Here is a 19,472-nt window from a genome sequence, read left to right on the forward strand (position 1 = left end):
AAATGAAGGAGAGACTTCCATGTTTACATCTATTACATATTTACAATCAGGGAATGCCAAGCAACAAAAGGTATATGATGTTTTGAATAAATTAAACATAATGGAGGATTTAGTTTTGTATAGTCCCGTTCTTTGCGGGACAATCCCTATAAGAGTTGATACTCTTCAATCTGACTTAGATATAGTAATGGAAGTACATAACTTTGATGTTTTTGAACAGGAAATGAGATCTTTATATGGTTCTTATGAAGGATTCAAAATAAAACAGAAAAAAATTAAAAATACAGAATCGATAAAAGTAAATTTTGAATTTGAAGGCTTTGAATTTGAATTATTCGCTCAGCCTAAGCCAGTGCGTAATCAAAATGCATATAGACATATGATAGTAGAGCACATGATATTAATGCAGCATCCTCATATAAGGGAAGAAGTTATTCATTTAAAAGAAAAAGGTTTAAAAACAGAACCTGCTTTTGCTCAAGTATTACACATTGACGGAGATCCTTATGAAGAACTGATTTTATTGGGGCAGGAAATGAGATTGTGGTAAATAAAATACACAAAAACTCCTCTATAGAAAAAAGAGGAGTTTTTGTTATGTCATTAGCTTACGAATTAATTCACTCAACAATTTAATACCGTTAGTGATTTGTTCTGGAGAAGCATATCCATATGATAAACGAATGTACTGATCGGATTCTTCTTCATAGATACGTCCTGGGTTTAAAAGAATTCCTTTTGATAGTGCCTCTGAAAATAATTTCTTCATCGGAATGTTAGGTACGACCTTTAGCCATATAAAAATTCCACCATTAGGTATATCCCACGATGCAACGTCTGCGCAATACTTATTTAAAGCTCGTATCATTATTTGTCTTCGTTCTTTTAGTTGAATTCTTACGTTCGCTACATGTTCTTCATAAAAACCTTTATTTATCCATTCAGCAGCAACTCTTTGAGATAATGAACTCGATCCATAGTCTGTTTGCATTTTTATATCTGATAATCTATCAATAACTGGTTCAGGTCCGATAATCCATCCAATTCTAAGTCCTGGGGTAAGTGTTTTGGAGAGACTACCAATATATAATACATGTCCATGTTTATCCTTCGATTTTAAAGGAGCTGGAGGTGGTTCATCAATCCATAACTCGCGGTAAATATCATCTTCAATAATAGGTAACTGTTCCTTTTCACATATATTTAATATTTCTTTTCTTCGCTCTTCAGACATTAAGATCCCTGTTGGATTTTGAAAACAAGGGATTGAATATAAAATGTTTTTCTTCTGACTATATTTTATTCGTTTTAATAACTCGTTAGGTAATATACCGTAATTATCCATAGATATACCAGACAGATTTATTTTTGCTGATTGAAATACGTGAAGTGAGTATAAGTAAGAAGGTTGTTCAAGTAAAACGGTTGATTCTCTATGCAAAAGACCAATTGATATTAATTGTAATGCTTGTAACGCACCAGAGACGATTAATATAGAACTTTGTGATGCATGTATTCCGAATGATTTTACGTATTTACTTATTGCTTCACGTAACGGTAAAAAACCTTTTTGTTCTTCGTATCCAAAATAATCTAATTCCTCACATACGCTTGTCAATATGGACTGCATAGTTTCTAGCGGGAAAAGCTGAGGCGCAAGTTCACCTTTACTAAGATGGATAAGTTTTTTATTTGCTTCTGCTTCATTTATTTCTCGCACCATTAACTTGCTTGGTTTATGAATACCAGCCTTTACATATTCATTCCAATCAGGCGGGGGATTTGTTGCTAATAATGACCATGTATTATTTGTTACAATTGTTCCTGCTCCGATTTGACCTTGAATTAAGCCATCTGCCATAAGTTCATCTAGTGCGGTTATTACAGTACTTCGATTTACATGAAATAATTTTGCTAACTGCCTTTGACTAGGAATTTTACTTCCGATTGGCCATTCTCCATTTTCAATTTTCTCTTTCATATAGTCTATTATCTGCCGATACTTAGGCGGTTTTTTATTAATTGTCATAAAAAAACTCCCTCGTTCACTTTAAAAATACCAAGTGGTTGGTTTTTACGATAAATAACTGGTTGAAGACATTGTATCAACTATTAAATATGATGAAAAGAAATAATTGGTAATTATCAAATGGTTGGTTTGAAGGGGGAGAGAAAATATGAATTATAAAAAATGGAATTATCGAATTATATGTGCTCATGCTTTTACAATTCTAATTTGGGGAACTGCCTTTCCGGCGATTCGTATGGGTCTTGAATCTTACACACCTGAGCATCTTACTTTACTACGTTTATTAATCGCTTCATTTATACTTCTAGTGTTTTCCTGTATATACAAACTACGACTACCGGGTTTAAAAGATATTCCAGCAATCTTTATATTTGGTGCTTTAGGGTTTACTATTTATCACATTGCATTAAACTACGGCGAAAAAACAGTAAATGCCGGATCTGCAAGTTTAATTATTTCAGTAACACCTATAGTAACGGCAATACTTGCTTCTGTTTTTATGAATGAAAAAATGAAATTAAATGGTTGGATCGGTGGTGTAATTAGTTTTATAGGAATTGCTTTCATATCATTTAGTCAAGGGGGGGCTATTCAATTTAATAGCGGGGGATTATTTATATTATTAGCAGCGATTTCAGAAAGCCTATTTTTCGTTTTCCAATCATCTTACTTAAAAAAGTACGGATTCTTACCATTTACCATATATACAATTTTGTCTAGTACTGTATGTATGCTTATTTTCTTACCGGGAATGTATCAAGAAATACTAGCAGCTCCTCTTGAAGTTAATTTGAGCGTTATATATTTAGGTTTATTTCCAACAGTACTTCCGTATATTGCATTAGCGTATATTATATCTCATGCTGGTGCTGCTGAGGCGACGAGCTCCCTATATTTAACTCCAGTAACTGCGTGCTTTATAGCTTGGGTATGGTTAGGTGAAGTACCTACTTTTATTTCAGTAGTTGGTGGAGTAATTACTATACTTGGAGTTTTAATAGCGCATGTATCATTAAAGAAAGATATTCGAAGTGAAAAGTACAGCGATATAACTGGATAAATTCTATTTAGAAGTGATAATTCCCTGTTTTTTATAATCAAGAAACAGGGAATTATTTCACTGCGTTGAATATGTAAATATATTCTTAATAAAGGAGTTTAAAATATTGAATGTCCAGTTAAAGGTTGTTACGAGAGAGAATTGGGAAGATGCTTTAAAACTACAAGTTAAAGATAATCAGACGAAATTTGTTCCATCTGTAGCAGTTTCACTTGCTAAAGTATATATAAAACCAGATGGAGACGCTGTAGAATACCAACCATTTGCGATATACAACGGCAATCTAATGGTTGGTTTTGTTATGCATGCTGTTGTAAAAGAAACAACTGATATGTATTGGATAAACGGATTTATTATCGATCGAAAGCAGCAAGGTAACGGTTATGGAAAAGCGGCATTACAAGAAAGTATATACTTAATAAAAAATACGTTTAAGGCGTGTAAAGAAATTAGATTAACCGTACATAAAGATAATATCTCTGCAAAGAAGCTATATGAACGTTATGGTTTTCAATCATTGGGACATGATTATGATGGTGAGCAAGTATATCGTTTATTCGTTTAACTATGATGTAGTAAAGGTGTGAAATGAATTTTTTAATTAAATATAAAATAAATGAATGGGAGGAATAGCAATTGAAAAATAAATTTCATCATATTGTACGAGCTGTAATGATTAATGATTAAGGATAAAAAATTGTTAGTGGCTGAATATATTGTCCATCATTATTTTTTACCTGGTGGCCATGTTGAAGTTGGCGAATCAGCTGAGAATGCATTAATAAGAGAACTACGAGAAGAACTCGGAGTAAATTGTAGTATAAAACAATTTTTAGGAGTCATAGAAAACCAATGGCAAGATCGAGAAGTTCTTCACCATGAAATCAATCATATTTTTGAGATAGATTCACAAGAGTTACATATTGATTTCGTACCAAAATCTAAAGAATCTCATTTAGCATTTCACTGGATAGATTATAATCAAGAAGCTTTACATACTTATAAAATCATGCCAGCACCTTTAGTTAAAGAGTTACTAGAAAGAAAATTAAGTGATGAACTACTAAACTGTTGGATAAGTAATTTTTAAAAACCTCTATTAATAGTAAATTCGTCCAGTAAAAAGAGATTAAGAAAATAGGCTAAAAAACAAGGTACATCACCTAGTGTAAGTTCATATTTTGTTGATGTACGCATTTAAGTATATAGCCATTTGTTTCTACTTTGTTTATTAAAACTTATCAACTTCAATATTTGGACGGAATTTATATTTATAAATGGAGGGGTTTCATAATGAATCAGTTTCAACAAGAACTACAATCATTGAACCTTAATGATTATCAAACTGGTAATGTTGTGTATTGGGATCCACAACAAAGTCAATATCCATACTACTACATTCAAGACGATGCACGTCGTTGCGGCGGATGCGGAGGTTGTGGTGGACGCTGTGGAGGATGTGGCGGAAGATGTGGTGGTTGTGCGGGACGTTGCGGAGGTTGTGTAGGCTGTGCAGGATGTTTCGGTTGCTTTAATTGCTGGAACTGGTGGATCATTTAAGTATTGAAAATTAAAGCTATTTCACTTGAAAGAAAGGTGTGAGAACTATTTTGCACTTTTCTTTCAAGTTGTAATTTTTATGCGTATTAAGGAGGAATTATTTGTATACATATGATAAGTTGATTTCTTGGGTAGAGAATATTAAAGAAAAAAATCATAGTTCTGCAACAGCACTTTGTATTATAAAAGATAACAAAATCGTACTAGAGCATTATAGTGGCTATCATTCAAATACATCGAGTAATAAAAAAGTAACCACATCTTCACAGTTCAACGTTGCTTCTGCGAGAAAAAGTTATTTAGGATTAATGATAGCGTATGCGCTTTACGAGGGGAAAATAAACTCTAGTGATGATGAAGCGATAAAGTATTTTAAAGACTTCGATCCTGTATTACTTGGTAAAACAACTATAAGACATTTAGTAACTCATTCGCACGGTTTAGGAGAAACGAATGACGGAAAAATTTTTCGTGAATTTGAACCTGGACAATCTTGGGCTTATAGAGATATTAATGTAAGAATGATGACCCATCTTATTTATCAGCTATATAGCAAAAGTTTTCCTGAGTTGTTAAAAGAGCGTGTGTTTAAACCTGCTAATTTCCAAGAAACAGGATGGAGAATACAGCAAGATGACAATTTAGTTGCAGTTGTTGATGATCCAAATAAAATCGCAATCAGCGAAATTGGTACAATAGATGACGGTACTGAAAAAAATCTGTTTGTCTCAGCTAGAGAATTTGCTTATTGGGGCAATCTTCATTTAAATCAAGGTGTGATAAACGGTAAACAAATTGTTCCAAAAGAAGTGATAGAAATTGCGACAAGTTTGCAGAGTCCTACATTTATAAATAATGAATTACCACAAAACGGGTTATTTTGGTTTGTTCAAAATGAACCTGCGCTTTTAAGTGAGCTTGGTGAACGAGTTCCAAAAGAATCTTATCAAATATTAGGAATTACAGGACCGACTATTTTAGTAATACCTGAATATAATGTAGTTGTTGCGAAAATGTACAATAAAAGATACAACTACGGCGGTGATAATTATTTATATTATTTACGTGAATTTAGCAATTTAGTCGCTGATACATTTCGTAACAGTAATAGGGCATAATTACTCCTATAATGAAAAGGAGTGAAAGAAAATGAAAGATAAAATAAATAAAAACAAAAAACAAGACATTAAAGATGTAAATACAGAACAAAATGCGATTTATAGCGATCCTAAAGACGCAGCTAATATGCAAACTGTACCTCAGCCGAAGGACTTTGATGAAATCGAATATTAATTCCTTATCCGACTATATAATGAATGAAAAATACATCTTAAGTCCCATCACATGTAAGAAATTATTTGGTAATATATATACATAAGCATTTGAAAATGTCTTATCTTAACAAAGCTTTCTTGAAATATATCTGTATATAACCTGCAAAAAGACACTTCATAATGGAGTGTCTTTTTGTGTATATGAACTTAATTACCATTTTCCGTACAGTATCTTGCAATTTATGATGGATATACTAACTGTGAAAATTCATGTCATGATAAAAGAAGGGGACAGTTAGTATGAAACAAAATTCTATAAATCCGTTACTAATTGTTCTAGGTACAATCATTGTTCAAATTGGCCTTGGAACAATTTATACATGGAGTTTATTTAATCAGCCCCTTGTCAGTAAGTTTGGATGGAACCTCAATTCGGTAGCGATAACTTTCTCCATAACAAGCTTTTCTTTATCATTTTCAACTTTATTTGCAGGAAAGTTACAGCAAAAATTAGGACTTCGTAAACTTATCGCTACTGCAGGGATTGTACTGGGACTCGGCCTAATACTTAGTTCGCAAGTTTCTTCCTTACCATTACTATATTTATTAGCTGGTGTCGTTGTTGGTTATGCAGATGGAACTGCTTATATTACATCACTATCTAATTTAATTAAATGGTTTCCAAATCGAAAAGGGCTTATTTCTGGTATATCTGTTTCTGCATATGGAATGGGCAGCTTAATCTTTAGATATATAAACGGAAGTCTTATCGATAGTCTTGGTGTATCGCAAGCGTTTTTATATTGGGGGATCATTGTTTTGCTTTTAGTATTAACCGGATCGTTCTTCTTACGTGAAGCAACAGTAAGTAACACCGTAACTGAGACTTTACACAATGATTATACGCCTCGTGAAATGATACGAACGAAACAAGTATATCTCTTGTTTTTTATGCTATTTACATCGTGTATGGGCGGTCTGTATTTAATCGGTATGGTAAAGGATATTGGGGTACAGCTTGTTGGGCTAAGCGCAGCAACTGCTGCTAACGCCGTCGCCATGATTGCAATTTTTAATACAGTAGGTAGAATCGTTCTTGGAACGTTATCAGATAAAATTGGTCGAATGAAAATTGTCTCTGCAACGTTTATTATTATTGGATTGTCAGTCTTTACATTAAGTTTCATTCCATTAAATTATGGAATTTATTTCGCTTGTGTAGCAAGCGTTGCCTTTTGCTTTGGTGGTAACATTACTATATTTCCAGCCATTGTCGGAGATTACTTCGGCTTGAAAAACCATAGTACAAATTACGGAATTGTTTATCAAGGTTTCGGATTTGGTGCACTTGCAGGTTCATTCATCGGAGCATTACTTGGTGGATTTCAACCGACCTTTATTATAATCGGTGTTTTAAGCGTTATTTCCTTCATTATTTCGATATTAATTCGACCGCCAAAAGCAGAGAAGGAAAAGGAACTTAAACATTTACATCGGAAAGTAGCTTAATTCTAAAAAAGAGCCCTCATATAGGGCTCTTTTTTAGTACGAAATATTTGATTTTCCCTTTTTTCTTATTGTGTAGGAAGAATGGTGTTACTTAATTGAAAGTGAAATGATTTGAGAAGCAGTAAAGTTATTTATTTCTTAATGAACTAAGTAACAGTTTAGCAGAATATTCATATCGTTTCATAAAGGAACTAAAATATTGTTAAAAAACATTAAGAAAATTACATTTAACCGACTTTGTAATGAAACGTGCACGTCATTTATAGACCATTATTTACTTATAAATTTATCATGAAGGTAGTTGGCTTATATTGGTTACAACCATAATTTCTTCTGTTGTGGCATTCGCTACAACAAATATTGATGATATTTTTATACTCCTTGTTTTATTTTCACAAGTAAAGACAGGAGTATGCAAGGAAGAAGATAGAACTTTCCAGAGAAAAACTAAGATGAAAGAACTTTATATTGTTATTGGACAATTTTTGGGATTTAGTGTAATTATTTTTCTAAGTATTATTGGTTCCTTAAGCTCTTTTTTCATTCCTACATCGTGGATCGGATTATTAGGATTTGTGCCAATTTATATGGGTGTTAAAGGAATATTCTCGCTTCGTTCTAACAAAAGTAATGAAGTCATTGATAACGCTTCTGGTTCATTATTTAAAGTAGCTGCGATTACATTAGCTAATGGAGCTGACAATATCTCAATTTATATACCAATGTTCGCTAGTCAAACCTTGGAAGCAAATATCGTTACATTAATTATCTTTTTTTCCATGATAGCAATATGGTGTTTTATTAGCTACACATTGATAAGAGCGCCTATTTTAGCTAAAGCACTTGAGAAAAATAGTCATATTATAGTTCCAATTGTTCTAATTGGTTTAGGAATATTCATTCTTTTTCGCAGCGATACAATTGCATTATTTTATTAAAATGAATTGAACAACGTATAAAGCCTTATTACAGATGAAATGTAGTAGGGCTTTTCTTTATTTTAGTGAACTGAAACAGTGACCTACAACTTTTAAGTTAGACAGGACATTACGATTATTAAATTGAATAGATACCATAAAAGGAGCGTGATTATTAAAGTGAAAATAATAAAACAATGGATCCAGGAAGATAGTGATTACATAAGAGAAAAAGTAATTGAATATAATCAAAAACATATTTCGGATGAAGAGAAAAAGCCCTCAGAAAAAATTAGTTTTATAGTGAAAAATGAAAATGAAGAAATAGTAGGCGGAATAACTGCAATTACATTTTGGCACCACGTACATGTTGATTTCCTGTGGGTTTCTGAAGAATATAGACACGAAGACTATGGAACCAAGTTAATAAAACGTATTGAAGAATTTGCAATTGAAAAAGAGTGCAGGTTAATCAATTTAGATACTTTTAGTTTTCAGGCACCTGATTTTTATAAAAAGTATGGATATAAAGTAATTGGGGTAAGTGAAGATAATCCTAAGGGACACAATCGATACTATTTAGAAAAAAGGTTATGAAGTATATAGAATCCAAAAATGAATCAATTAGAGCATAAAGAGCGTACGTTGAATAATCAATTTCAAAATACGCTCTTTTTTATTTTGTAATGAAGGACTATCGATTATTAACTTTGCTAAGAGCAGATAAATGAAATACTCAATTAACTTTTTTATATTTTAAAACGAATAAATGGTAGAATGTAACAAAGATAGAAAATTCCCATTATTAGAGGTGGAATTAGATGAAAAAAGTAAATGTTACATATGCACTTTTATACGATAAAACGAACGAAAAGATCTTAATGGTAAAAAACAAAGGGAAAAATGGTTCTTATTATACATTACCAGGTGGCGCAGTTAAATTTGGAGAAACGTTAGAAGAGGCAGTAATTCGGGAAGTGAAAGAAGAAACCGGATTACATATAACTGTAAATGGTATTTGTTACATTAGCGAAGCCTTTTTTGAAGAGAGAGGACATCATGCAATTTTCTTTAATTTTTTAGGCGAAATAATCGGCGGAGAGACATATATATCAAGGCCAAAAGAAATCGAAGAAATTACTTGGATGGAATTACATAGAGCAGTACCTCATTTACGTATACCAAAACACTTATTAAATATATTACAAAGGAAAGAAACAGTACCTTACTTTTTTAACGGAACAATCATTCATCAATCTTCATAAAATTATCATTTCATGTAAGGCGGGGAAAAAATGGAGTTTATCGTTAATCACAAACATTTCACACAAGCACTTTCAGATGTAAGTAAAGCCATATCGACAAAAGTTTTAATTCCTATATTATCTGGCATAAAAATAACAGCAGATAAATCTGGAATTACTTTAATCGCAAGTAACTCGAATATTTTCATCGAAAAATTTATACCTAGTTCCATAGATGACGAACAAATTACGACTATCTTAAAAGCAGGAACAATTGTTGTACCTGCAAAATACTTCATTGAAATAATAAAGAAAATGCCAAGTGATATAGTTATAAAAAGTAAGAATGAGCAAACAATTACCATACAGTCAGAAGAAATCACTTTAAACTTAAATGGCTTTTCAGCAAATGAGTTTCCAAACGTACCACTAATTGACGATCATGCAGAAATACAAATAGAAACAAAACAATTGCTTGATGCGTTTAAACAAACAGTCTTTGCAGTAGCAAAAAATGAATCTAGACCCGTTTTTACCGGAGTACATATCAAGTTAGACCATAATAAATTAATTTGCGCTGCAACTGATTCTCATAGACTAGCTGTATGTGAAACACTAATTTCTACTAATATGAAAGCAAATTGTATTGTACCAAGCGCAACCATTCATGAGCTTTTAAAATTAATGAACAGCAATTTAGAATTCGTTTCTATTTATCTTTCAGAAAGTCACATTGTTTTTACATACGGCACAACTACTTTATATTCAAGACTAATCGAAGGGAAATATCCTAATATTTCTACTCTCATTCCAAATGAATTTCAAACGGTTATTACCATAGATAGAAAAAATATATTACAAGGTGTAGACAGATCAAGTTTATTAGCAAGTGAATGGGAAAACAACAACGTTAACTTAGAAATCATAAACGAATCCACAATTAAGATTTCTTCTAACGCTTCTCAGGTTGGGAAAATATCCGAGAAGCAACAAATAGATGGGCTTCAAGGTGAAAAACAATTAAATATATCTTTCGATGGACGTTTTATGGTTGAAGCCTTGAAAGCAATAAAAGAAGAAACAATTACTTTAAGCTTTGGTGGCTCAATGAGACCTATATTGATTGAAGCAGGAGAGCAATCTGTAGCAGTGCACCTTATTTCACCAGTAAGAACTTATTAAAAAAGGAAGGAATCACATAATGTACAAGCATACTTTATGTTTTATAAAAAGAAATGAAGAGATACTTATGTTAAATAGAGAATATGACCCTGTAAAAGGATTATGGAACGGGGTAGGGGGGGAAAATAGAACCACGAGAATCACCGTTAGAAAATGCGATTCGCGAAATAAAAGAAGAGACAAGTATAGATGTTAAACAAAAGCAAATTCAATATAAGGGAATTATCAAGTGGGAGGACTCTTCGTACTCTGGCGGCATGTATATTTATGTAGTAGAACTTCCATATGACTTTACATTTGAAACACCTAAAAAAGTATCCGAAGGGATTTTAGATTGGAAAAGTGTATCTTGGATATTAAGCGACTATAATTACGGTGTAGGAGAGATGTTACCTAAATTATTACCTGAAGTACTTCATAACGATTTGATATTAGAGTACAATTTTGTTTTATCCAATCATAAATTAATAGATTATAGGAATGAAGAATTAATTAAGCAGGATACTTCAATAAACTTCATTCATAATGCGGATCAATTATAGTCTGCAATGATTAGCAAAATAATTACAAACTAAATATAAAAGCCATAGTGTGTGATAAGTAACTAAGGATAAATTTTATATGAGGATGAGTGTGATGAAGAAACTAATTATTTTACTCATAGGTGTAGTTCTAATTACTTTTGCTTTTTATCAATACAATAATAAAGATGGTTTAACTAAAGATGATAAGTTGTATGTAGAAGACTTTAAAGGGAAAAATGATTCAAACAAAATTCAATCTGCTATTAATAAAGCAGAGTCTAGTAAAGTTAAAACAGTATTGCTTGATGATAAGAATTATAAAATCACGTCACCAATCATAGTGAAAAAGGGTGTGAAATTATTATTCGGTTATGGAACACAATTTGTCGTTGAGGGAAACTTTAGGGTTCTTGAACTAGAAAAAAATGCTTCTATAGAAGGAGCGTATATAGCTATCGATGATCCCAAGTTCAATTCAGAAGTAATCTATTTGGACGGCAAAAATAAGTACTATAACACTTGGAACAAAACACAAATAAAAGATATAAATATTATCAATTGGGCAGAAACAAACAAAGGGACAGGAATTTCATTATACTCCAGTGGAAAAGAAAACGAGATTTCATTTGTTAACTTTGAAAACATTAAAGTTGTAGGAATGGAAACTGGACTGAAATTAGTAGCAAAAAAACCGAGAGATGGAAATGCATGGATAAACGCTAATCGTTTTATAAATTTTTCTTTGGAGGACTGTGTAAATATGATTCATATGGATAGTCAAGTAACCACGCCAAATGAAACTAGTGGAAATCAATTCATAAACCTTCAAATACAGCCTTCAAATAAAACGAAAAGTATTATAAGAGTAAGTGGACAGCATAATGAGTTTCATGGAATGGTGTGGGATTTGAATAAAATAAAACATGAAAACGAACTTATTGAACTAACCAATAAGAGCATGAATACAGTGATTAATATTACCTCTGTACCGATAAATAGAGTTTTAGATAGTGGGAAAGCAAATATAGTGAAATAAGTTTAAATACAGTAAAAGAGCGAATTCCTTAAAAGAAGGTTCGCTCTTTTTTATTTATAATTAAATTTCTCTCCACCAGTTTGATGACGGATAATCTGTAGATTTTAATGTAATAGTTTCACCAATTTGTGGCGTTGTAATATGAACTCCTAAACGATTTGCTTCTTTCGTAACTCGTTCAACTGGATCGCTCCATTCATGTAATGCTAATGTAAAAGCACCCCAATGAATCGGAAGAAGTAGTTCGCCTTTAACGTCTATATGAGCTTGTACCGTCTCTTCTGGTAACATATGAATAGCAGACCACCTCGGATCATATTGCCCGCATTCCATTAACGTAAGGTCGAATGGACCATATTTATTACCAATTTCCTTAAAGTGAGGGGCATAACCGCTATCACCACTAAAGAAAATTTTAGTCTCTTGACCAAGAATAAGCCATGAACACCATAATGAACAATCTCTATCTGTCATACCTCTTCCAGAGAAATGTCTTGCAGGAGCACATACTAACTTAATATTATCAAACGTAATTTCGTCCCACCAATTATGCTCACTAATTTTACTAGGTGAAACACCCCATTTCATTAAATATTGCGCAACTCCAGTTGGAACATAGAAGTGCTTTGCACGATCTTTTAACTGTATAATACTTTTGTAATTCAGATGGTCATAGTGATTATGAGAGATGATAATCGCATCAATTTCTTGAAGGTCTTCACGTTCTAAAGAAAACACACCACTATAACGTTTGCTATTAAACACAGGAAACGGGGAAGAGGCATCTCCAAACATAGGGTCTAATAACAATTTTTTACCTTTTATTTTCAAAAGAGAAGCAGAGTGTCCAAACCACGTCACACTATCTAAAGACTCATTATTTTTATTTGATAAAACGATAGGTAAATTCTTTATAGGACGCAGTTTTGATTTCGCTTTAAAGTAATCAGTCATTAAACCAATAATATCTTTCGGTTTAAAACTTACATCAGTATGAATTTGATTTATATATTTCTTTTTCATTCGTTCTCCTTTTTACGTTTAACAATATACGTATGTTGTTATTGTAGCTATTTGTAGTTTAAACGAAATCATTTTACCTTTCACCGTAATTGCAGTACATTTCATAAATTTGTCAAATTCATTATTCTTATATACAAAATAAAAACCATGCAGCAGACAAAACGAATACGAAGTAAATGTAAATTGTTTTAATTTTGTAAATTTCTTCTTATAAGTAATATAGAACATATGTTTCGTTATATGTTATAGAAGAAAATATGTCTCTAATTATTAAAAGGAAGGAGAGGACGTAAGTGCAAATAGAGAGAAAAAAGAAATCAAAATGTAAACTGTCAAAATCTGAAATCATTCATTTGTATGCAGAAGGAAAGAGTACCTCAGAAATCGCTATGCTTGCTAATATGTCTGCAAGGTATATTCGTATGGTTCTATCAGACAGCAACGTTCCAAGGCGCGCTATAGGGAGTTGGAAGAGAAAGTATGACATAACAGAAAATTATTTTAAAACGTGGTCAAATAACAAGGCTTATATATTAGGGTTTATAGCAGCAGATGGTGTCATACAAAAAGAAAATCAATGCGTCAGTATATCACAAAAAGAAAGTTACATTTTAGAAGCGATAAAAAAAGAATTAAACACCAACCAGCCACTTTATCAAAACAAAAAAACAGGCGTATATATGCTAAACATTAATAGCAAAACAATAAAAGATGACCTTATGAACATACACGGAATTATGCCATGTAAATCATTTAACATCGAATTTCCATTCGTGCCAGAAGAATATTTACATCATTTTGTTCGTGGGTATTTTGATGGGGATGGTTATGTCAAGTATGAAACTTATACAGTAAGCTTTGTAGGAGGATCATATAGCTTTATGAATTCTTTAAATCAGGTACTACAAAATCACAATTTACCAACCGATTTACTAAATCAAAATAAACATTATCGCGTCATTTTTACCGGAAGAAAATCAATACAACTATTTTCAAATTGGATTTATAAAGACACAGATATTTATTTGCATAGAAAATATGAAGAATTTCAGAAAGAAAGACTAAGTCTAGATCAATTAAAAGATCGAAAACTAAAAAGAACTCAAGCCGCTGTTAAGCAGAGAAAACAAAATTTCCTTAAGGAATATATGAAAAATAAATGTATCGCTAAAACTTGTTCCAATTTAGAAATAAAGGAACCAACTTTTAAAAGTTGGTTAAAAAATGATAATCAATTTAAAAAAGACTATGAAAGAATTCATTCATTATAAAAATGCAAGAAACCTTAGTATATCTATGCTAAGGTTTTTAATTTGATCTTATTAAAGGATACTTATTTTCATTTATAGAACTTAGTAAATACATAGATTTTACAATGAATTTACTAGTAAGGGAGGGAATATGAAATTCTCACTAATAATAGTCTGGAGAATATATTACATACAGGTTATGAAGCTAAAATGATTTCGTCTGGAGATAATTCGCCATCTATAAAAATAAAAGGGACGAAACTTCAATATTTACTTGTAATGCTTCATCTTGGTTTTGGGTCAAATGCTATAAAAATAATGCTAAGTTGGACAAATGAAGAATTTGAAATACACATCAATTCATTAAAATTAGAAGGGGGCTACTATTCAACATGTAAGGTTATAGCAGCTTAGAAGGAAAAAAGATGCTATAACCTTTGTGAACCTCTAATTAAACCAACACTTAAGATCCTTGAAAAGCATTCAAATCAAATTGGATCTATTTAAAAAAGAAACGACACGTTTAATCATTTATCTAAAGAATCGTATAGTCTTTTACTGTATAGTGATGTGTTATTAGATTTCGGACAAATAAATTACATTGAAGAAAACTATTTAAAAAAGAAACGACCTTTAAGAAATAAGAAAAGATATTATTATGCTATTCAAGAACAAGAACTAACAGATATAGAGGCTTTCGGAAGGTTTCGTAGCAGCAGATAGACAAAAAGACGTACATTTATTTAAACGTAGTTTACGAAAAATTAGGGTTATATCAAAATTCACAACCTGTTATCCCTGTATTTAAATCAACAGACTTATTTATACTTAACGAAATTGCAAACACAATCAGTGAAGATTTAGTCTTATTGTTTAAAGAAAACGATAAACCTTTAAAACAATACTTTGCCAGCAGCAGATACTCAAAATAAATTACTTATGAAGAGTTTTTTATCTGGTGGTATCACTTTTTCTATACAAAAGTAACTGAAGAATTAATAAAACAAGGTGTAATTATAACAAGCACACAAAAAAATCAAACGTACATAATCCATTAATAACTTTAAATTAAAGTGCTAATATACTTTTACAAATGTAGCAGCTGAATGGATAAATAATTATTAGTAAATAAGGGATAATCTGAAATTAAAAACTAATATAAAGAAAATAAGATATTTAAAGAGGAGAAGAGCCATGCAAAAGAAATTTATCAATCCAGAAACGATGCCATCAACTTTTGGATACTCACATGTAGTCGAAGTTACTAACGCTAAACGAACAATTTACATATCTGGACAAGTAGCGATTAACACTGATGGTCAAATAGTCGGCATTGGTGATTTAGCTACACAAACACGACAAGTTTTCGAAAATATTAAAAGTGCATTAGAAACTTCGGAATTAAGATTTAATGATGTAGTAAAATTAACATTTTTCTTAACAGATATTTCTCAAATGGCCATTGTTAGAGATATTCGAGATCAATACATTAACACTAACAATCCACCAGCAAGTTCAGCTGTAGAAGTTAGAAAGCTTATTAACGATAACTTATTAATTGAAATTGAAGCAATTGCTGTAGCAAACTAGTTATAAAAACGTATTCGCAATCATATCAATACAATTCGTTTAAAATGGACACATTAAACGAATTGTATTTTTTATTATTTAAAATCTAATTTATATCCGAAAATATTATTATCAATAGCTAATGAAACAAATAACTACTTATCCAGTCACGCATTACTAATTCAGTAAAAAAGGGGAGTGTAACAACCTATACTAATGTTTAATAAGTTTATTATTTTTTACAGTTAACATAATATATATTATAGGCAGTTACAGAAACAAAGCAACATCAGGTATCAAAAACCAAGTAAACTATACTTAATGAGACGAAACGGAGATTTTCAGTGAGATTCACATAAAATCTTATTTAAACGCATTTATACAGTTTTTTATCGTAGTTATTAATCCATCACAGCAAATCTTAATCAATAATCGATTAAGATTTAACGAATCAAAATCATTTTTGGTCGGCAAGAAATTTTTACGCGAAAAAATTATTTCTATACAAAATATAAATTACTAATTTTATTTTATGTTTAACTTAATGAATTTATTGCTATTTACACACGTTTTACAACTTTATATTATTTGTTGTTATTTCCGTTATTTACGCTTGACTTTTATTATTCCTATTGTTCTACACTCTAGTTAACATAACGTTTATTTTTAACATAAAAAAATCTCCCTCACCTTCAGGAAGATTTTTTAGCTTGCTAGTATTTCATTTATATATTTTTAGTAGCAATCCCAGTTGTAAATGACATTGGAAAAATCTAGATTTAACAAATCGTCTTTTTTTATAAAGAAATTAGCAACACCAGAATCTCCCCACATAATATTTAATGAATCATCTGTATCAATTTGCAGTAATAATATATCATGTTGTTGGTATTTTTCTTCCCATTCCCTTGGATCTGTCTGTGTGAAAAATGGATAACCACCAATTTTATGTCCGAAATCTTTACATAAATCATCATACAGTTCGCCTAATTCTGTATTATTTTCTTCATCAACAATTTCTTCCCAATCAATATCCTCACTAAACATCTTTTCAAATCGATAATCTCTAGATGTTATGGGTTGATAATCTAATTCAAATTGTAATTTCGCTGCTTCAGGTATGATAAAGTCTTCTAATTCTAAAGTGTTTAAATAACTAAAATCAGTAATCACCTTATTTAAATCTTCTGCAATTGTAGAATGATACATAATTCGAAAGTCTTTTTGGATTGTTGGGTGATCAAAGTCTGCTCCATAAAGCTCATCACTAGCACTTACGAAAAACTGTAACATTCCTTTTTGAGGCATATATTCAACTTGTGGCATTTCTTCAAAGTTTAACTGCGCAAGTAACATCATAGGTTGTCCATTTGAATCTTTAGGATGCTCTTGATCTATAGGTAAATACGGATATCCACCAAACTTGCTCTCAAAAAGAGTTGTCTCTGCTTTCGTTCCAGCCACTTTAATATACGGTTTCACACTTTCTTCTAAAATATTACGATACTGTTCTAGTTCTTTCGGAATTTGAAGTTGATACGTATTCTTCATCGCATTTGCCTCCCTTTAAAAATGAATTGAAAATGCCTTACTTAATTATATAGCAAGAAATGGCTTAATTGAAAATTGTTAAAAATCCGTTTTTACCCTCGTTTTTTGCGCACTTGGTGGACAAAGTAAATTGTGTTCTAATACCTTTTTATTTATAGTTCGAATTAAATCCGCTGCTTCTGCAGTATTTGTATTTTCTTTTAGTTTTTCTTTTAAGTCATCAATTTCCTTTGAAAGCTCAATCCACCTAGGTAAAACATGATTATTTTTCAAAGTTCTATACAGTTGCTTTTCAGGATTGTACGAAAGGTCTTTATCAAGATTAAGAGGTTTCCCTTTACCAGGTAAATTATCAAAAGACCCTTTCTTTTCTGCTTCTTTAACGATAGAACTAATATGATCCTCATACGTATAGGACCAAACTTTCTCATCTTTTACTAAAATCTCTTGCTTTTTTAGTTTTTTATCTAGTTCTTCTTGATTCATAGATTCTCTCTCCTTTTTATTTTTTAGTGTCGTTTTTGTAAGTTCTAATGCCCTTAATCCATCGAATAGCTTTTCTCGCCACCACACGCTATCATGTCCACCTTGAAACTCTTCATAAGTGAATTTGGTATTTCTTTTGTTTTAAAGCTCTATACAGGCGGCTATTAGCCGTTAAAAGAGGTTTGTTTTCAAGTTCTCCTACTGCTATGTAAGAGTTAAGATGAGTCGCATTAGAATCTATTGATGAAATTTGATTTTCAATCCAAGAAATTGTATTTTCATAATCATTCTTTTTCCAATGTACGGATCCAGACATTGACAACACATTCCCGAAAATATGTGGATTTTGAAGTGCTGCATAAAAAGCTGCTAAGCCACCAAGGCTGAAACCAGCAATTGTTGTATGTTTTGCTTCTTTATACACACGATATCTAGTTTCAATCCACGGAAGTAATTCACCTGTTAAAGATGTATTCATTTTATCGTTATAAGTTAGCTCTTCTAATCGATCAACAGGATCTATAGCAACAGCAATACACGATGGGATTTCTTTTTCGTAAATTAAATAATTAAGTGTTTTTGCGATTGAAAGGTTATGAATGAATTCCCATCAAATACAATGAGAAGTTCTTGAAGATGTGAAGTGTGAGAATAATCATGAGGCGTATAAATATGAATTTTGCGTGTGTTATTTAAAATCGAACTATAAAAAGAGTATGTTTCAATCTTTCCGGATGGATAATGATTTGAAGGAAAACGACTGCTATACTGCACTTCCATACCTATTTTTAACACAGACCCTTTATTGGTACCTTCTCCAAATACATTTTCATTAAATTGGTCTAGTCGGTACTGTTCACTACGCTTTATCCAATCATTTTCGAAAAAATCGTTTACTGAAAAGTAATAAGTTGAAATAAACCTCTTATTCGTCCTAAACGTAACATGCTAAATATCTGTCTGTAACAATCGTTGCAATTGATTTACAGACAGATCTCAACCAGGAAAACTACCGAATACATAAACGTTTTCAGTTTTTCGGTCCCCTAACCATATATACGTTATAAGCTTATACTGATCATCTACAGGACATTGTTCTATTAGTGGTGTATGATTTGACTTTATTTCATGCAGAAAGGTATAAAAAGCTTTCTCGTTTCCATTTTCTAATTGATTATTAAGTTCCTCTAACTTAGGACTAATTATTGAAGTCACCCCTCTTCCTCCTTTGTAGTATTCTTTATGTATTTTTTTCTTC

Annotated in this window: 17 protein-coding genes and 4 pseudogenes; 17 read left to right on the forward strand and 4 right to left on the reverse strand. The window is 31.5% G+C overall.

Annotated elements, in window-relative coordinates; all coding sequences use genetic code 11:
- The first annotated feature begins 19 nt into the window (after window positions 1-19).
- Window positions 20-550, forward strand: a complete 531-nt coding sequence (locus tag V7S50_RS14580; protein WP_242253474.1) for a DUF4269 domain-containing protein — start codon at window positions 20-22, stop codon at window positions 548-550.
- A gap of 45 nt (window positions 551-595) precedes the next feature.
- Here the strand turns inward: V7S50_RS14580 and norG are convergent, their stop codons facing one another.
- On the reverse strand, window positions 596-2,029 hold the full coding sequence (gene norG, locus V7S50_RS14585; RefSeq protein WP_242253475.1) for an efflux pump transcription regulator NorG: 1,434 nt from the start codon (window positions 2,027-2,029) through the stop codon (window positions 596-598).
- Window positions 2,030-2,177: 148 nt separating this feature from the next.
- Here norG and V7S50_RS14590 point away from each other — a divergent pair, with 148 nt between their 5' ends.
- The 13 genes and pseudogenes from V7S50_RS14590 to V7S50_RS14650 all read left to right on the forward strand — a co-directional run bounded on the left by V7S50_RS14590 (window position 2,178) and on the right by V7S50_RS14650 (window position 12,335).
- Window positions 2,178-3,089, forward strand: a complete 912-nt coding sequence (locus V7S50_RS14590; protein ID WP_242253476.1) for a DMT family transporter — start codon at window positions 2,178-2,180, stop codon at window positions 3,087-3,089.
- A 106-nt stretch (window positions 3,090-3,195) separates the two neighbouring features.
- The gene (locus V7S50_RS14595) at window positions 3,196-3,654 is read left to right on the forward strand and encodes a GNAT family N-acetyltransferase (protein WP_242253477.1); all 459 of its coding nucleotides are present in this window, start codon (window positions 3,196-3,198) and stop codon (window positions 3,652-3,654) included.
- 71 nt (window positions 3,655-3,725) lie between these two features.
- A pseudogene (locus tag V7S50_RS14600) lies at window positions 3,726-4,179 on the forward strand (NUDIX domain-containing protein).
- Between the two features lie 203 nt (window positions 4,180-4,382).
- Window positions 4,383-4,649: a heterocycloanthracin/sonorensin family bacteriocin gene (locus V7S50_RS14605; RefSeq protein WP_001071382.1), complete on the forward strand. Its 267-nt coding sequence runs from the start codon at window positions 4,383-4,385 to the stop codon at window positions 4,647-4,649.
- Window positions 4,650-4,750: 101 nt separating this feature from the next.
- Window positions 4,751-5,767 (forward strand): serine hydrolase domain-containing protein, encoded by a 1,017-nt coding sequence (locus V7S50_RS14610; protein WP_242253480.1) that lies wholly within the window; start codon window positions 4,751-4,753, stop codon window positions 5,765-5,767.
- Between the two features lie 31 nt (window positions 5,768-5,798).
- On the forward strand, window positions 5,799-5,942 hold the full coding sequence (locus V7S50_RS14615) for a hypothetical protein (RefSeq protein WP_242253481.1): 144 nt from the start codon (window positions 5,799-5,801) through the stop codon (window positions 5,940-5,942).
- 281 nt (window positions 5,943-6,223) lie between these two features.
- Window positions 6,224-7,432 (forward strand): L-lactate MFS transporter, encoded by a 1,209-nt coding sequence (locus V7S50_RS14620; protein ID WP_063223474.1) that lies wholly within the window; start codon window positions 6,224-6,226, stop codon window positions 7,430-7,432.
- A gap of 311 nt (window positions 7,433-7,743) precedes the next feature.
- Entirely contained in the window at window positions 7,744-8,370 is a 627-nt protein-coding gene (locus V7S50_RS14625; protein WP_242253484.1) for a cadmium resistance transporter, read from the forward strand.
- A gap of 159 nt (window positions 8,371-8,529) precedes the next feature.
- Window positions 8,530-8,946: a GNAT family N-acetyltransferase gene (locus V7S50_RS14630; RefSeq protein WP_242253487.1), complete on the forward strand. Its 417-nt coding sequence runs from the start codon at window positions 8,530-8,532 to the stop codon at window positions 8,944-8,946.
- Between the two features lie 224 nt (window positions 8,947-9,170).
- The gene (locus tag V7S50_RS14635) at window positions 9,171-9,614 is read left to right on the forward strand and encodes an NUDIX hydrolase (RefSeq protein WP_242253490.1); all 444 of its coding nucleotides are present in this window, start codon (window positions 9,171-9,173) and stop codon (window positions 9,612-9,614) included.
- Between the two features lie 30 nt (window positions 9,615-9,644).
- On the forward strand, window positions 9,645-10,775 hold the full coding sequence (dnaN, locus tag V7S50_RS14640) for a DNA polymerase III subunit beta (protein ID WP_242253491.1): 1,131 nt from the start codon (window positions 9,645-9,647) through the stop codon (window positions 10,773-10,775).
- Between the two features lie 19 nt (window positions 10,776-10,794).
- Window positions 10,795-11,317: pseudogene (locus V7S50_RS14645) on the forward strand (NUDIX hydrolase).
- Window positions 11,318-11,396: 79 nt separating this feature from the next.
- Window positions 11,397-12,335, forward strand: coding sequence for a hypothetical protein (locus tag V7S50_RS14650; RefSeq protein ID WP_242253493.1), 939 nt, complete (start codon window positions 11,397-11,399; stop codon window positions 12,333-12,335).
- 60 nt (window positions 12,336-12,395) lie between these two features.
- On the opposite strand, the gene V7S50_RS14655 is transcribed toward V7S50_RS14650, so the two are convergent.
- Window positions 12,396-13,358 carry an MBL fold metallo-hydrolase gene (locus V7S50_RS14655; RefSeq protein ID WP_242253496.1) on the reverse strand — a complete coding sequence of 321 codons (963 nt, stop codon included), beginning with the start codon at window positions 13,356-13,358 and terminating at the stop codon, window positions 12,396-12,398.
- A gap of 293 nt (window positions 13,359-13,651) precedes the next feature.
- On the opposite strand from V7S50_RS14655, the gene V7S50_RS14660 reads away from it, so the two are divergent.
- The 3 genes and pseudogenes from V7S50_RS14660 to V7S50_RS14670 all read left to right on the forward strand — a co-directional run bounded on the left by V7S50_RS14660 (window position 13,652) and on the right by V7S50_RS14670 (window position 16,198).
- Entirely contained in the window at window positions 13,652-14,629 is a 978-nt protein-coding gene (locus V7S50_RS14660) for an LAGLIDADG family homing endonuclease (RefSeq protein ID WP_242253498.1), read from the forward strand.
- A gap of 135 nt (window positions 14,630-14,764) precedes the next feature.
- Window positions 14,765-15,666 (forward strand): annotated as a pseudogene (locus tag V7S50_RS14665) (hypothetical protein).
- A gap of 136 nt (window positions 15,667-15,802) precedes the next feature.
- Entirely contained in the window at window positions 15,803-16,198 is a 396-nt protein-coding gene (locus V7S50_RS14670; protein ID WP_242253500.1) for a RidA family protein, read from the forward strand.
- A gap of 714 nt (window positions 16,199-16,912) precedes the next feature.
- Here V7S50_RS14670 and V7S50_RS14675 read toward each other — a convergent pair.
- Together V7S50_RS14675 and V7S50_RS14680 are read right to left on the reverse strand one after the other, a co-directional pair.
- Window positions 16,913-17,728: a YwqG family protein gene (locus V7S50_RS14675; protein WP_242253503.1), complete on the reverse strand. Its 816-nt coding sequence runs from the start codon at window positions 17,726-17,728 to the stop codon at window positions 16,913-16,915.
- 78 nt (window positions 17,729-17,806) lie between these two features.
- A pseudogene (locus tag V7S50_RS14680) lies at window positions 17,807-19,429 on the reverse strand (DnaJ family domain-containing protein).
- Window positions 19,430-19,472: the final 43 nt, after the last annotated feature.

Origin of the sequence: Bacillus sp. CCNWLW194 (genome assembly GCF_037120585.1) — a bacterium.
Taxonomy (GTDB): domain Bacteria; phylum Bacillota; class Bacilli; order Bacillales; family Bacillaceae_G; genus Bacillus_A; species Bacillus_A basilensis.

What these genes read in the sequence shown, in the direction of transcription:
- V7S50_RS14580 (WP_242253474.1), top strand. Translation starts at nt 20, where the DNA reads ATGTTTACATCTATTACATATTTACAATCAGGGAATGCCAAGCAACAA.
- norG (WP_242253475.1), bottom strand. Translation starts at nt 2,029, where the DNA reads ATGACAATTAATAAAAAACCGCCTAAGTATCGGCAGATAATAGACTAT.
- V7S50_RS14590 (WP_242253476.1), top strand. Translation starts at nt 2,178, where the DNA reads ATGAATTATAAAAAATGGAATTATCGAATTATATGTGCTCATGCTTTT.
- V7S50_RS14605 (WP_001071382.1), top strand. Translation starts at nt 4,383, where the DNA reads ATGAATCAGTTTCAACAAGAACTACAATCATTGAACCTTAATGATTAT.
- V7S50_RS14615 (WP_242253481.1), top strand. Translation starts at nt 5,799, where the DNA reads ATGAAAGATAAAATAAATAAAAACAAAAAACAAGACATTAAAGATGTA.
- V7S50_RS14620 (WP_063223474.1), top strand. Translation starts at nt 6,224, where the DNA reads ATGAAACAAAATTCTATAAATCCGTTACTAATTGTTCTAGGTACAATC.
- V7S50_RS14635 (WP_242253490.1), top strand. Translation starts at nt 9,171, where the DNA reads ATGAAAAAAGTAAATGTTACATATGCACTTTTATACGATAAAACGAAC.
- dnaN (WP_242253491.1), top strand. Translation starts at nt 9,645, where the DNA reads ATGGAGTTTATCGTTAATCACAAACATTTCACACAAGCACTTTCAGAT.
- V7S50_RS14650 (WP_242253493.1), top strand. Translation starts at nt 11,397, where the DNA reads ATGAGGATGAGTGTGATGAAGAAACTAATTATTTTACTCATAGGTGTA.
- V7S50_RS14655 (WP_242253496.1), bottom strand. Translation starts at nt 13,358, where the DNA reads ATGAAAAAGAAATATATAAATCAAATTCATACTGATGTAAGTTTTAAA.
- V7S50_RS14670 (WP_242253500.1), top strand. Translation starts at nt 15,803, where the DNA reads ATGCAAAAGAAATTTATCAATCCAGAAACGATGCCATCAACTTTTGGA.
- V7S50_RS14675 (WP_242253503.1), bottom strand. Translation starts at nt 17,728, where the DNA reads ATGAAGAATACGTATCAACTTCAAATTCCGAAAGAACTAGAACAGTAT.